Raw genomic sequence first — 15392 nt, 5'->3', positions numbered from 1 at the left:
TGCTGACGCAAGTAACGATAAAACGGGTGAAAAACCCGTTCGCCGGAAGACCAAGGGTTCCTGTCCAACGTTAATCGGGGCAGGGTGAGTCGGTGCCTAAGGCGAGGCTGAGAAGCGTAGTCGAAGGGAAACAGGTTAATATTCCTGTACCGCATATAGCTGCGATGGGGTGACGGAGAAGGTTAGGTTGGCAGAAGAACGGTAGTTTCTGTGAAAGGCTGTAGGGAGCATATGGGTTAAAAGACATATGTGAAAAACTGAGAGCTGAGACGAAGTATCTACGGATATGAAGCAACTGATACCAGGCTTCCAGGAAAAGCCTCTAAGCTTCAGGTTATATGTGGCCGTACCCCAAACCGACACAGGTGGTCGGGTAGAGGATACCAAGGCGCTTGGGAGAACCCGGGTGAAGGAACTAGGCAAAAATGTACCGTAACTTCGGGAGAAGGTACGCTGTGAGCGGTGCAATCTGCACAGATGAAGCTGCACACAGCCGCAGATAAATGGTGGCTGGGACTGTTTAACAAAAACACAGCACTCTGCGAACCTGAAAGGGGAAGTATAGGGTGTGACACCTGCCCGGTGCCGGAAGGTTAAATGATGGGGTCAGACGCAAGTTGAAGCCCTTGAGTGAAGCCCCGGTAAACGGCGGCCGTAACTATAACGGTCCTAAGGTAGCGAAATTCCTTGTCGGGCAAGTTCCGACCTGCACGAATGGTGTAACCATGGCCACGCTGTCTCCACCCGGGACCCAGTGAAACCGAAATCGCTGTGAAGATGCAGTGTACCCGCGGCTAGACGGAAAGACCCCGTGAACCTTTACTGCAGCTTGACACTGAACCTTGAACCTGTTTGTGCAGGATAGGCGGGAGACATTGAAGTAGAAGCGCCAGCTTTTATGGAGTCAACCTTGAAATACCGCCCTGACATGTTTGAGGTTCTAACTAAGTACAACACATACGAGGACAGTGTCTGGTAGGCAGTTTGACTGGGGCGGTCTCCTCCCAAAGGGTAACGGAGGAGCACGAAGGTCAGCTGATCACGGTCGGACATCGTGAGGTCAGTGCAATGGCATAAGCTGGCTTGACTGCGAGAGGCACATCTCGAGCAGGTGCGAAAGCAGGTCATAGTGATCCGGTGGTTCCACATGGACGGGCCATCGCTCAACGGATAAAAGGTACTCTGGGGATAACAGGCTGATACCGCCCAAGAGTTCATATCGACGGCGGTGTTTGGCACCTCGATGTCGGCTCATCACATCCTGGGGCTGAAGTTGGTCCCAAGGGTATGGCTGTTCGCCATTTAAAGTGGTACGCGAGCTGGGTTCAAAACGTCGTGAGACAGTTTGGTCCCTATCTACCGCGGGCGTTGGATGATTGAGGGGGATTGCTCCTAGTACGAGAGGACCGGAGTGAACGTGCCTCTGGTTTACGGGTTGTCATGCCAATGGCACGGCCCGGCAGCCAAGCGCGGAACTGATAACCGCTGAAAGCATCTAAGCGGGAAGCAGGCCCCAAGATGAGTCATCCCTGAGCATTAAGCTCCTAAAGGTTCGTTGCAGACTACGACGTTGATAGGCTGGATGTGGAAGCGCAGTGATGTGTGAAGCTTGCCAGTACTAATTAACCGTGAGGCTTGGCCATACAACCCCGGAGGGCATGGACATTTAAAGACCTCTTTATACTCAAGAGTTAAATCAGTTTGTTATAAGTTTTTTACAGAATTTGTCTGGCGACCATAGTGCTGTAGAACCACCTGTTCCCTTTCCGAACACAGAAGTGAAATGCAGTTACGCCGATGGTAGTGCAACGTACGATTGTGCGAGAGTAGGTCATCGCCAGGCTTACCCTATAATGCGGAGCGGTAGTTCAGCCGGTTAGAATGCCTGCCTGTCACGCAGGAGGTCGCGGGTTCGATTCCCGTCCGTTCCGCCACTTTTCCTAATGCTGATATGGCTCAGTTGGTAGAGCGCACCCTTGGTAAGGGTGAGGTCCCGAGTTCGATTCTCGGTATCAGCACCACTTCTTCACAAAAATCACTTAAATATCAACATATTAACTTTTCTATAATGTCATATCTACTATTAGTAACGCATTTTGCTACGCAAAATGTACGCAAAAAACACAAAATTTGCAGCTGTGTACCTCTATTCTTATACCTCTTATACCTTTAAGATCTGATAGCTATCTGTATATCTCATTGGGCTGTAAAACTATGCACAGACCATTAAATTTCAAGCTATAAACCATCTTACTCCTAAATTAGTACTCATAACAGTAACAATAACGTTCTCTCCATTCTGCGGTGTTTTTGGAGGAACAGCATCATATAGGAGAAAACACAATACCATGATGGCTTGATAAATGTATAATTGGATTAGCCCATGATTTTTATAAAAGCTCTTGAGCAAAGACATGGCCTCTAAAGGCTAATACACCTCGGGCAGATCTTCAAAGCTGGTAGTATAGCTTTTTGACATATGCTCCTTTAAATTGAATTTCTTTTCACTAAGCCTTGCACCCTGTGAAGCAAGATAAATTACATTGCTGTATTTTTCATTTAAGTTGTCCACAGCATTTAAGAGTCTGTCAGAGCGCTTTACATCATCTGTAATACTATAGTCATCAAAGAGGGATAACTGATGCTCACGGCTATCCTGCAGACCGCTTAGAATGACTCCTGCCTTCATATACAGATAGCCTTGCTTATATATAAGTTTTAAAAGAGCATGGCAGGCCTGCATCATAACGCGTGGGTCGTTGCTTGGATAGGTTAGCTTTACCGATCGGTCCGCTGCATATTTTTCAACCTTGCCATAATATGAGGTGCGTATATACACAGTAATAACAGTGGCATATTTATTCATCTCACGAAGCTTTTTTGCAGCCATGGCTGCATAGTTGCAAAGGGCCGTGTAGAGATCATCAAATTCACTTATTCTTTCTTTAAAGGTGCGCGACCACATAATCTGATGCTGATTGTCGCCATTGATGCTGTTGTCTATGCAGTCAATATTGTTAAGCTCCTGCACAGTACGCATGAGCACAATATTAAAGGTCTTCTTAATATAGTCCTCCTTGCACAGGGCCAGATCATAGGCATTTATAATATTAAGCTCTTTGAGCGCACTGTTAAGAGCCTTGCCTATACCCCAGATCTCAGATATGGGATTGTCTATAAGCAGTCGTTCGCGTCGGCCGTTATCTAAAATACTGTAGATTGACTGTGTGGTCTGTACATGCTTTTTGGCATAGTGATTGGCAAGCTTGGCCAGGGTCTTGGTGCAGGCAATGCCTGCAGCCACAGGCACACCTATATTGGTAGCTATGGTATTTTTAACCTTGAAGGCAAAGCTTACAGCCTCATCTTCTGTTACATTCTCTAATATTAAAAAGCACTCATCCACACTGTAGACATAGGTTTTCTCACACATGCTCTCAAGCGTAGTCATAATGCGCGTGGAAATATCAAGATAGAGCGAGAAGTTTGAGGAAAAGAGGGTGACATTATGTCTGTCAATAATGTCGCGTACCTTAAAGACAGGTACACCCATGGCAATTTTCAAAGCCTTGGCTTCATTTGATCTGGCAATAACACAGCCATCGTTATTGGACAGGACCACCACTGGCTTGTATCTAAGATCGGGTCTGAATATTCTCTCGCATGATACAAAGAAGTTATTGCAGTCTACAAGTATATAGACACGCTCATATCTTCTCTCATCGCTCATAAAAAATCAGATCCTTAAAAAAATGCCATCATTCTAGCACAGCGTTTTTAAAAACATAATGGCTAAGATAATGATGGCCAAAAGCACCTTATTTTTCAATGAGGCTGTCTATATTGGCAAGCACATGCTCTAGTATGCCAAGACCTTCGCAGATAACGCTCTTTTTAATATTAAGCGGTGGAGCAATACGCAAGGTATGATGACCTGCAATTAAAATAAACAGACCTTCTTTGGCACACTGCTGCACAATAGCTGAGGCATAAGGCTGATACTTTTCTTTAAGATCAACCCCAAGCAGCAGACCTTTGCCACGTATGTCATCAATCACTCCTGTATTTTTGGCTATGGCCTTTAAATATTTGACAAAGAATTTGTGCTTTTTTTCAACCTTGTGTAAAAACACAGGATTTGAGATGGTGTCAATAATATACGATCCTACAGCACAGGAGAGCGGCGAGCCGCCAAAGGTAGAGCCATGTGAGCCCTTTGAAAAATGCACGCCAATCTCATCAGTGGTAAGTACAGCACCTAATGGCAGACCTGCAGCTATGCCCTTGGCAGTTGTTAAAATATCGGGCTTTACACTGCTGTGCATATAGGCAAAGAGTTTGCCTGTTCTGCCTATACCTGTCTGCACCTCATCAAAAATTAGCAGGGCATTGTGCTTTGAGCACAAAGCTCGTACCTGCTCTAAAAACTCATCTGTTGCAGGAATAATGCCGCCTTCACCCTGCAGAGGCTCTACAATAACAGCGCAGGTCTTATCAGAGATCTGAGCCTTAAATGCCTCAATATCATTAAATGGCAGATGGGTAATGGATGCAGGTTTTGGTCCAAAGCCATCTGAGTATTTATCCTGACCGCCTACACATACAGAAAAGAAGGTACGGCCATGAAAGCTGTGATCAAAGGAGATAATCTCATCTTTTTGTGGCCCATACACTTCAAAGGCATAGCGTCTTGCAAGCTTGAGGGCAGCCTCATTGGCCTCGGCTCCTGAGTTTACAAAAAAGATCTTGGAAAAATCAGTTTTCTGTGTCAGCTTTAAAGCCAAAGTTAAAGTTTTGTCATTGGCAAAAAGATTGCTGACATGAATAAGCTTTTTGGACTGCTTTTTAATGATAGAGCGCACCTGTTTGTGATTGTGACCTAAGCAGTTGACAGCAATGCCAGAGGTGAAATCTATATATCTGTTATTCTCACTGTCAAAAAGATAGGAGCCTTTGCCCTTGGTGATAAGCATGCTGTGAGGGGCATAGACTGGCATCATTACATCATCAAAGGTTTGTCTGCTTACTTGTAGATTATGCATTTTTATTATCCTGATAGCTAAAGTTGAACTCATAGGCCACTTCATCACATCTGTCCTTTTTAGGACATTTGTCGCAGTCTTTTAAAATCTTTTCAGGCAGGGCCTCAATTACAGTTTTATCAAAGCCTACCTTGGCAAAAAAGGTGGCATTGCGGGTTAACACAAAGACCTTTTTAATCTCCATCTTCTGGGCTCTTTTTAATAAAAACTGCACAATGGCCCGGCCCTGACCCTGTCTTTGAATCATTGGGGAGACGCCAAGCGATCTGATCTCGGCAAGACCAGAGTCATAGACATATAAACAGGCACAGCCTACAACAACATTGTCTTTGACACAGACGGCAAATGAAAGAATATTGCGTATAAGATCATCACGGCTGCGCGGCAGATTCTCACCCTGTGCCGCCCAGTACTTGACCATGGCCTCAAGAGAGTCAATATCAGACAGACGGGCCTGACGCACCAGATAGTGCTGCGGATTTTTACTGTCAAGAGTAGAGGCAATCTCATTTAAGGATGAGGTAATAGAGTTAAACTCACCCTGTGATAAAAGATTCTGCTCAAGCAGTCTTTGTGCATTTGAATACAGATCGTCAATACTCACATGTCTTATGGCATCAAGAGTGTGCTCTGTAGCTGCAGATGTGGCCTGACCATTGGTATTTATAGACATTTGTCCTGTCTCCATAGAATTTTTTTTATACTTTAATGCTTATTTTTTAAATGTAGGTGTGCACGGGCACAGCTAAAACTTAGGCGTAAATGGATGTGCCTAATCGTCGGAGTGACTTGAGAGATGCTTTTAGTTCAGGATCGCTGTAGGAGGCAATAAATATCTTGGCGCCGGTAAGAGTTGAGGCTTTAAGTGCGGCTTTGACTTTAACAGCCATACCGTCTGTAATGATGCCCTGGGCAATAAGCTCACAGGCTTTTTTAGTATCAATACTTTCAATAAGGTTACCTGCAAGATCAAGTACACCTGCAACATCTGAAAGATAGACTAATGGGGCATGCAGCAGTGCAGCTACAGACAGTGCCACATCATCGGCATTTATGTTCAAAAGTGTGCCCTTGTCATCAATACCAATTGATGAGATGACAGGTATGATGTTCATGGCAAAAAGACTGTGTAAAAACTCATCAGAGCCTGCACTTACAGTACCTACACAGCCATATTTTTCATCAAGTACGCAGGCTTTGGTCGTATTGCCGTCGGTAGCTAAAAGACCTAAGGCCCTGTGCCCCTTGGCAATAAGCATAGACTGCAGCTCCTTGTTGCACATGCCGCACAAAGCTGCGCTTATATAAGGCATCTGCTCTTTAGGGCTTACTCTTAAACCGTCTAGGCGTGTGGTTTTAAAATCAAGAGCCTCAAGCAGGGCGTCAACCTCGACGCCTCCGCCATGGACAATGACTATATTTTTATCTAAGCTGTCAAAGGCCTCAAAGAGCGTACTAAGCTTATCTTTGTCCTTTAGAGCCTTGCCGCTAAGTTTAATGACAAGCGGTGTAGTCATGTGTACTCCTTATTTGTTGTACTATTCTCAGACAAGACCTAAGGTCTCGTCAAATCCATAGTGCAGATTCAATGCCTGCACTGCCTGCGCCGCAGCTCCCTTTAGCAGATTGTCTATAACAGAGCAGATAACAATATAACCCTTGTCATCAAGGGCAAAACCTATATCGCAAAAAGCACTGTCCACAACATCTGCAAGCTTTGGCAGATTATCTTTGATTCTGACAAGTGGTGAGTGTCTGTAGGCATCTTTGTAGATGGCCACTATCTCATCACGAGACAGTTTTTTATTAAGTTTTGCAGTAACTGTTGCATGTATGCCACGTTTAAACGGTCCAAGATGGGCATTGAAAATAACATCAGTGCCAAGATGGGTGGCAATTTCAGGCTGATGACGGTGCACAAAAAGATTGTAGGCATTAAGTGACACTTCACAGAATGAATTATTAAGTGTGGCCTTTCTGCCCGCTCCCGTCACACCGCTTATAGCATTTAATGATGGTATGTAGCTCTTATCAATAACATTAGCCTCAAGCAGCGGTTTTAAAGAGAGCTGACAGGCAGTAGGGTAACAGCCTGGCATTGATATCATGCGACCGTTTTGCAGATCAAGAATGTCTGTATACTCGCAAAGAGCATATACAGCCTTGTTCAAAAGCTCCCCATGCTCGTGTTCAAAGCCATAGTATTTTGTGTAAAAGTCAGGATCTTTTACTCTAAAGGCACCTGACAGATCAAAAACTACACAGTTATTTTCATAAAATACAGGAGCAAGATCATGACTGACCTTGTGATCTGTTGCCAGAAAAACCACATCTGCCTTCTGCGCAGCCTCAAGCACATCATCAAGAGGCTCAAGCGGCAGCGAGCAGATACCCTGCAGCTGTCCGTACAGACTGTCAATGTTTTTCATAGCATCGGAACTGCCTTTTGACACATAAAGTGCCTCAAGAGAGATCTCGCAATGTCTTTTTAGAATTCTTACAAGCTCCATGCCGGTATAGCCGCTGGCTCCGACAACAATTGCTCTTACTGTCATACCTATGTCCTGATTTATGTTATCTAATATAGTACAGCTAATTTATTAAAAATAAATATACAAAGCGCTTATGCTCATATTTGGTGAATTTCGCGCTAAATATATATTATAAGGGCTCTTTGATAAAAAAACTTAGCTTTAATGCACAATAATAAAGCAAAAAATAATGTTTTAGCTGTGAAAAAAACTGATTGTAACAAAATTACAGATCCTTATTACATTAATCTGCACAGCCACGATAGTGTTTTTATACACTCATGTATAAATTACTGCACTGCGTTATATTTAGGTGCACTTTAAAAAAACTCATTCCACGCTCTTTGTCATATGTGATATAAGTAAAAGATACAGATAATAAAAGCTTTAGTAATACAGGAAAGATAAAAAAGCGGCCTGTTATGCATTTATGAGGATAAGAATATGAGTTTTATGCAGTATTTTGATGAATATAAAAAGTATTTATCCGATCTTGTGGCCTTTAATACAGCAAGCTCTGATAACAAGGCTAAAGATAATTTTAATGCTCAGCTCATAGATTATCTTGAGGATTTTTTTAAAGATAGAAACTTTTACTGCCACAAATTCAAGGTTGCCGAGGGTAAATACAATTTATATATAACCTCGGCTAAAACCGATGGCGGTCTTATGCTCTGCGGCCATACCGATACAGTAGTTGCAAAAGAGGAACTCTGGGAGAGCTCGCCCTTTACACTAGTGCACAAGGATGATTATTTAACAGGACTTGGTGCTACAGATATGAAAGGCTATGTGGCACTTATTATGCTTTTTGCCTCCCATGGCTTTTCACTCAAGGCTGATAAGCCATTTTCTGCTCTTTTTACCTGCGATGAGGAAAGCTCCATGGCAGGTGCCATTGATTATAAGCAAAAGTACAGCTACAAACCTGATCTGATTTTAATTGGCGAGGCTACATCAAATCAGGCCGTTATTGCCCACAAGGGCTATATGGCCTTTAAGATGCAGGTGACTGGACGTGGCTGTCATTCATCAAATCCATCTCTTGGTATCAATGCCATTGAATGCTCCATGGCCTTTTTAAATGAGATTGCACAGCTAAAGGATAGTTTAAAAGATATTACTGACAGCCGTTTTGAAGTGGCCTCGCCTACATTAAATCTTGGTGTCATCTCAGGTGGCAACGGCGTCAATACAGTATGTCCTACAGTTGAGATTGACTTTGATCTAAGACCTATGAGTATTTACAATACACAACAGGCCTATGAGAGCTTGTCTGCCATAACAGATAAACTTAATACACAATATGGCAATATTTTTAAGCTGCAGCGCCTTTATGATGATATTGAGCCATTTGACTGCACTGATAAGAAGACACTTGATATTTTAAAGCAGGCTACAGGATCTGATCTTATGTGCGTCAACTACTGCACTGAAGCTTCATTTTTAGGCACCATTGCCCCATGTGCCGTTTTAGGTCCTGGCACTATAAAACATGCCCACAGCGTCAATGAAAAAATAGCTATAGCCCAGCTTGATGAGGCCTATACACAGCTTTTAACTATATATAAACAGATCTGTATGTAAGACAAAGGCGGCAGGGTAAAAACTCTGCCGCCTTTAAATAATCTTAATTTTTAAAGTTAAAAAAGCCTAAAAGAGCTCTTTATTCTACTTACTTAGAGCAGAATCTATGCTCTTATCTGCTGTGATATCGAGCATCTTATCCTTGCTATTGTCTTTAATACTCTCTTTTACACTGCCATTGTTTAAAGAGCCCTGATTTTTACCGCCATCTTTTTTATCTGCATGTCTGTTAAGTGAGGTTATATCAAGGGAGAGATTATCTGTACCTATAATATACTGTCTTGCAAACATATCAGTTAGCAGCAAAAACATGGCAACAAGCAGCGGTCCGAAAATAATTCCCATAAAGCCAAAGATAGGCAGACCAGCTATAACACCAAAAATGGTGATAAGAGGGTGGGTGTCAGCCATCTTCTTTTGTAAAAACATACGCAGCACATTGTCACACTGTGAGATGACAATGATGCAGTAGGCAGCAAGGCCTAATGTCTGATAGATATCGCCCTCAAAGTACTGACCTATACACAAAGGTATCCACACAAGCATGGTGCCTACAAGTGGAATGATGGAGGCAAAGCCTGTAAGTACACCAAAGGTCAGAGCATTTGACACATCAAAAATATAATAGCCAATGGCAGCTACAACACCCTGAATCAGAGCTAAAAGCGGAATACCTATGGCATTGGATTTTACAATGGTATTGATTTTATTGATGATGATTTTTTTGTTCTGCTCTTTAAACGGCAAAATGCGTGATATATAACGCTCCATATACATGCCGCCTGAGAGCATGAAAAATAAAATAAGCAGGGCTGTAAAGATATTTACAGCAAAGTTGTTGATGCCGCCTAAAAGCATATTGGCCACAGCTGTAATCTTGGCTGTAATAAAGGTCATGGACTTTTCAGAGATTAGATCTATGCCTGTCTTTTGCTCAAGAGCATTGGCAGTTTTGACCAGACGTTCAATAATGACATTAAAATCTAAATTGAAGTTTTGAATAAGATCGACAACATACCATAAAGCAGCCGAGGTAGGGGCCATAATAAGCAACGCTGTGGCTAAGGTTATAATCCACGGGGCCTTTTTGCGTCCGTAGCGGCGCATAATATAAAAATTGGTGCGGCGCAGCATAATATACAAAGTGATTGCACCTAGTATGCCGTTGATAAATGGCAGAGACTGCATGACAAGGGCATAGCCCATGATGATAATTAATATTAATAATGTATATTCTAAATACTTTTCTTGAAATTTATGAGCCATATGTCCCCAAAAGATTTGTATTTCCTTTATGATGATAATATGAGTGAAAATTTCTCAATCATACTAAAATACAGCTGAACGTAAAGACATATAGCACATATTTGTTTTTAAAGAATGGCTATTTTTATCACAAAAGAACAATACATACAGGAAAAGCTTTTTATGAAAAGACATGACATGCTGATGCATCAGTATCTTGAACTGTTATCCAATGACTACCCAAGCCGTAATGCAGCTTTTAATGAAATCATCAATCTGCAGGCTATTTTAAATCTGCCAAAGGGAACAGAGCATTTTATGTCTGACATTCATGGCGAGTATGAGGCTTTCTGTCATATTCTCAACAACTGCTCTGGCGTTATACGTGACAAGGTGGACTATATTTTCACCTCTATGTCAGAACATGAAAAGAAGGAGCTGTGTACCCTGGTCTATTATCCTGTACAGAAAATGCAGCTTTTAAAAGAGCACAATCTTTTTGATGATCAGTGGTGCAACAACGCGCTGCAGAATCTTATTGTGCTGTGCAGCTTTATGTCAGGCAAGTATACAAGATCAAAGGTAAGACGCCTTATAGGCCCTGACTATACCTATATTATCGATGAGCTGCTGCATGCCAAATCTGAAGAGACCCACTCACGACAGAGATATCATGGCTGTATTGTCAACTCCATTATTGAAAACAACTGCACCGAGGATTTTATTATTGCTCTTTGCGAGCTGGCCAAACGTCTTGCCGTTGATCATCTGCATATTGTAGGTGATATCTATGACAGAGGACAGGATCCTGACATGATTCTTGATCTGCTTATGAATTATCACAGTCTTGATATTCAGTGGGGCAATCATGACATGCTGTGGATGGGGGCAGCCTCTGGCTCTGAGGTCTGTGTGCTTACAGCTGTAAGAAACTGCATCTGGTATAAATGCTTTAAACTGCTTGAGAAAACTTATGGTGTCTCGCTGCGCCCTTTAATTGAATTTGCCAAGCAGACCTATGAGGATAATGAGCATATGACAGCTACACGCCAGGCTGTGGCTGTGCTTTTATTCAAACTGCAGGGACAGACAGTGCTGCGCAATCCTTCATTTAATATGAGCAAAAGACTGCTGCTTGAAAAGGTGGATCTGCAGACAGGTGAGCTTGTGCTAGATGGCAGGCGCTATGAGCTTAAGATGAAACATTTTCCTACAGTAGATCCTTTAGACCCGTATCGTCTTACAGAGCGCGAGCAGGAGATAGTAGATGAGCTGGTGCAGGATTTTTTAAGCTCCAAGACTTTGCAGAGTCATGTTGATTTTCTCTTCTCTCATGGCTCCATGTACCGCTGCTATAATGACAATCTGCTCTTTCATGGCTGCGTGCCTATGAATGAAGATGGCTCATTTTGCGAAATTGACTGCAACGGTGTGATGAAAAAGGGCAAGGAGTATTTAGACTATGCCGACGAGACAGCCCGCCGCGGCCGTGATACAGGCGACAGATATGCCTTAGATTATATGTGGTATCTGTGGTGCGGCTACAAATCCCCGCTCTCAGGGCGTGTCATTAAAACCTTTGAGCGCACACTCGTTATAGATGAGTCAACCTATAAAGAGCCGCGCGATCCTTACTATGATCTATATTACAGTGAGGATATATGTACCAAGATCCTGCTTGAGTTTGGTCTTGATGCCAAAGGTCATATTATTAACGGCCATACACCAATACGTGTGGTTAAAGGTGAAAGCCCGGTACGTGCCAATGGTCGTCTTATTGTAATTGACGGCGGCTTCTGCAAGGCCTATCACAAAAAGACAGGTATAGCAGGCTATACCCTGATTTACAGCTCCAACGCGCTTTTATTAAAGTCACATCGTCCATTTACCTCTGTTGATGATGCACTTAATGAAAATGACGATATAAGCTCTGAGGTAACCATGCTTGAGGGCTTTGAGCGCCGCGCCATGGTTGAGCATACTGATGACGGCATCAGAATACTGCGCAAAATCAATATGCTGCGTGAGCTCATTAAAGCCTACAGAGGCGGTACCATAGCTGAAAGGACCTAGTATTTAAAAAGCCTGAGATCATATAAAAAGCTCAGGCTTGATTTTTACTGTTTAAGGCTGCTTTTATGTATAAGGCCATGGCGTTTTACCAATATAGAGCGTAAAGTGCTCCAATGTACATACAATATAAATAAAAATGTATGTTAAATGTGGCTAAACATATTAAAATCAGTTTAAAAAGTCGCTTTAATAAATATGGTTCAATAAAAAATTTGAAGTGCCATACAAATTTTAAACATAGCACTTTAAAAAGCCATTTTTATCTGATTTAGCTGAAAAAAGTCGGCACCTGACGCCTGTATAACTATATATAAACTTATGTATATTTTTACTTACAAGACAGGTTAGGCCATGATATTTAAAGAAAAATTTCAGATGATAAAGATTTTTAAAAAATCAAGATGTGAAATTTAATTTTTTCTATTTTCTTATATTTAGAATAAAATTTCAAAATAATGTAATTTTAATTGTATTTAAACAAAAAAATGCATAAGATGTGCATGCTTTAAACAGGAAATAAACCTGACAGTTTTAAAGCAATAGTGCAAATAATTTGCATCTGCAGTCTCAAAACTGAGGCTTGTGATTTTAAATTTATGTTTTAAAGGCTAGACCATAAACAGGAGTTTATATGAGACAAGAGTGGCGCGGTTTTAAGGGTAATCACTGGCTAGATGACGTCAATGTCCGTGACTTTATACAGCACAACTACACTATGTATAACGGCGATGAGTCATTCCTTGCAGGTCCTACCGATGCAACTGTCAAGCTCTGGGATAAACTGCAGGATCTGCAGAAGCAGGAGCGTTCCAAGGGAGGTGTCCTGGATATGGAAACTGAGGTGGTTTCATCAATTACCGCCTACAAGGCTGCCTATATAAGCGATGAGCTCAAAGATCTTGAGAGCGTTGTAGGTTTGCAGACTGACAAGCCTTTAAAGAGAGCATTTATGCCATATGGCGGTATCAAGATGGCTCAGGAAGCCTGCACCACCTATGGTTATACTCCAAATGAGAAGTTTGAGAAAATCTTCAACGAGTATCACAAGACCCACAATCAGGGTGTGTTTGATGCCTATACTCCAGAGATGAAGCTTGCAAGAAAGAACAAGATCATCACCGGACTTCCAGATACCTATGGCCGTGGCCGTATCGTAGGTGACTACCGTCGTGTAGCCCTTTATGGTATCGACTTCTTGGTTGAGAAGAAAAAAGAGGATTTAAATCTGTGCGGCTGTGGCGTCATGACCGATGACATCATCCGTCAGAGAGAGGAAATATCAGATCAGATCAAAGCTCTCAAGCAGATGAAGGAAATGGCTTTAGAGTATGGCTTTGATATTTCAGGTCCAGCCAAGAACGCCCGTGAGGCCGTACAGTGGCTCTACTTTGGCTACTTAGCTGCCATCAAGACACAAAACGGCGCTGCCATGTCAGTTGGCCGTATCTCAACCTTCCTTGATATCTATATCGAGCGTGACCTTAAAGAGGGTACCTTAACTGAAGCTGAGGCTCAGGAGCTTATTGATCATTTAGTTATGAAGTTCCGTATGGTCAAGTTTGCCCGTGTACCTTCATACAATCAGCTCTTCTCAGGTGATCCTGTATGGGCCACCTTAGAGATGGCAGGTATTGGCATGGATGGCAGATCTATGGTTACCAAGAATGACTTTAGATTCCTGCACACCCTTGAGAACATGGGTCCATCACCAGAGCCAAACCTGACTGTACTTTACACCAAGGCTCTGCCTGAGGGCTTCCGCAAGTACTCAGCCAAGATCTCAATTCTCACCTCATCAGTACAGTATGAGAACGACGATGTAATGCGTCCTGTCTGGGGTGATGACTACTCAATCTGCTGCTGTGTATCTGCAACTGAAACCGGTAAGGAAATGCAGTTCTTCGGTGCCCGCGCCAACCTCGCCAAGTGCATGCTGTATGCCATCAACGGCGGTGTGGATGAGAAGACTCTGGTTCAGGTAGGCCCTGAGATGCGTCCTATCACCTCTGATGTGCTTGACTATGATGAAGTTATGCACCGCTTTGATCAGATGATGGACTGGCTTGCAGGCTTATATGTAAACGTATTGAACCTCATTCAGTACATGCACGACAAGTACTACTATGAGGCAGCCGAGATGGCTCTTATAGATACTGATGTACGTCGTACCTTTGCCACAGGTATTGCCGGCTTCTCACATGTGGTTGACTCACTGTGTGCCATCAAGTACGCCAAGGTCAGCGTAATCCGCAACGAGCAGGGTATTGCCGTTGATTACAAGACTGAGGGTGACTTCCCACGCTATGGTAATGATGATGACAGAGCCGATGATCTGGCTGTATGGCTGCTCAAGACCTTCTTAAACAAGATCAAGAAGCATCACACCTATCGTGATTCAGAGCCTACAACCTCAATTTTAACCATTACCTCAAATGTGGTATATGGCAAGGCTACAGGTTCACTGCCTGATGGCAGAAAGGCCGGCGAGCCATTATCACCAGGTGCCAACCCATCATACGGTGCTGAGCAGAACGGTCTTTTAGCCTCATTAAACTCAGTTGCCAAGCTTCCATATGAGTATGCTCTTGATGGTATTTCAAATACACAGACCATATCTCCAGATGCTTTAGGCCACGACCTTGGTGAGAGAACTGTAAATCTTGTCAACGTAATGGACGGTTACTTTGAGCAGGGCGCACATCACTTAAATGTTAACGTCTTTGGTACCGAGAAGCTTATCGATGCCATGGAGCACCCAGAGAAGCCAGAGTATGCCAACTTCACCATTCGTGTTTCAGGTTATGCCGTTAAGTTCATCGACCTGACCCGTGAGCAGCAGCTTGACGTTATTGCAAGAACCTGCCACAAGAGCATGTAATGATTAAAACAGCATCTTTGTTGTAATTTAAAATTT

The 15392-nt window shown here is 42.8% G+C and carries 9 protein-coding genes, 2 tRNA genes and 2 rRNA genes (1 of these 13 only partly in view); 7 read left to right on the top strand and 6 right to left on the bottom strand.

Annotated elements, in window-relative coordinates:
- The 4 genes from DRZ93_RS09235 to DRZ93_RS09220 form a co-directional block, all read left to right on the top strand.
- Window positions 1-1643 (top strand): 23S ribosomal RNA (locus DRZ93_RS09235) (it extends 1238 nt beyond the left edge of the window).
- Window positions 1644-1727: 84 nt separating this feature from the next.
- Window positions 1728-1843, top strand: a 5S ribosomal RNA gene (gene rrf / locus DRZ93_RS09230).
- A 14-nt stretch (window positions 1844-1857) separates the two neighbouring features.
- A tRNA-Asp gene (locus DRZ93_RS09225) sits at window positions 1858-1934 on the top strand.
- A gap of 11 nt (window positions 1935-1945) precedes the next feature.
- Window positions 1946-2021: transfer RNA gene (locus DRZ93_RS09220), tRNA-Thr, on the top strand.
- 407 nt (window positions 2022-2428) lie between these two features.
- Here DRZ93_RS09220 and DRZ93_RS09210 read toward each other — a convergent pair.
- The 5 genes from DRZ93_RS09210 to argC all read right to left on the bottom strand — a co-directional run bounded on the left by DRZ93_RS09210 (window position 2429) and on the right by argC (window position 7597).
- A complete protein-coding gene (locus DRZ93_RS09210) occupies window positions 2429-3730 on the bottom strand; it encodes a Y-family DNA polymerase (RefSeq protein ID WP_113746422.1) in 1302 nt (433 codons plus the stop codon).
- Window positions 3731-3818: 88 nt separating this feature from the next.
- Window positions 3819-5042, bottom strand: coding sequence for an acetylornithine/succinyldiaminopimelate transaminase (locus DRZ93_RS09205; protein WP_113746421.1), 1224 nt, complete (start codon window positions 5040-5042; stop codon window positions 3819-3821).
- Window positions 5035-5715: a GNAT family N-acetyltransferase gene (locus DRZ93_RS09200; RefSeq protein ID WP_218564284.1), complete on the bottom strand. Its 681-nt coding sequence runs from the start codon at window positions 5713-5715 to the stop codon at window positions 5035-5037. Before DRZ93_RS09200 ends, DRZ93_RS09205 begins: the two co-directional genes overlap by 8 nt.
- A 79-nt stretch (window positions 5716-5794) precedes the next feature.
- Entirely contained in the window at window positions 5795-6559 is a 765-nt protein-coding gene (gene argB, locus DRZ93_RS09195; RefSeq protein WP_113746419.1) for an acetylglutamate kinase, read from the bottom strand.
- Window positions 6560-6586: 27 nt separating this feature from the next.
- Entirely contained in the window at window positions 6587-7597 is a 1011-nt protein-coding gene (gene argC, locus DRZ93_RS09190; RefSeq protein ID WP_113743917.1) for an N-acetyl-gamma-glutamyl-phosphate reductase, read from the bottom strand.
- 420 nt (window positions 7598-8017) lie between these two features.
- Between argC and DRZ93_RS09185 the strand changes: the two genes are divergently transcribed.
- Entirely contained in the window at window positions 8018-9160 is a 1143-nt protein-coding gene (locus tag DRZ93_RS09185) for a M20/M25/M40 family metallo-hydrolase (protein ID WP_113746418.1), read from the top strand.
- Between the two features lie 84 nt (window positions 9161-9244).
- On the opposite strand, the gene DRZ93_RS09180 is transcribed toward DRZ93_RS09185, so the two are convergent.
- Window positions 9245-10426, bottom strand: a complete 1182-nt coding sequence (locus DRZ93_RS09180) for an AI-2E family transporter (RefSeq protein WP_113746417.1) — start codon at window positions 10424-10426, stop codon at window positions 9245-9247.
- Window positions 10427-10588: 162 nt separating this feature from the next.
- Between DRZ93_RS09180 and DRZ93_RS09175 the strand changes: the two genes are divergently transcribed.
- The gene (locus DRZ93_RS09175) at window positions 10589-12478 is read left to right on the top strand and encodes a fructose-1,6-bisphosphatase (RefSeq protein WP_113746416.1); all 1890 of its coding nucleotides are present in this window, start codon (window positions 10589-10591) and stop codon (window positions 12476-12478) included.
- A gap of 631 nt (window positions 12479-13109) precedes the next feature.
- Window positions 13110-15356: a formate C-acetyltransferase gene (gene pflB / locus DRZ93_RS09170; RefSeq protein ID WP_113743921.1), complete on the top strand. Its 2247-nt coding sequence runs from the start codon at window positions 13110-13112 to the stop codon at window positions 15354-15356.
- The last annotated feature ends 36 nt before the right edge of the window (window positions 15357-15392 follow it).

Origin of the sequence: Anaerobiospirillum thomasii (assembly GCF_900445255.1) — a bacterium.
GTDB classification, from domain to species: Bacteria; Pseudomonadota; Gammaproteobacteria; order Enterobacterales; family Succinivibrionaceae; genus Anaerobiospirillum_A; species Anaerobiospirillum_A thomasii.
The sequence above is the reverse complement of the archived record's forward strand: the minus strand, read 5'-3'. Positions and strand labels throughout refer to the sequence as shown.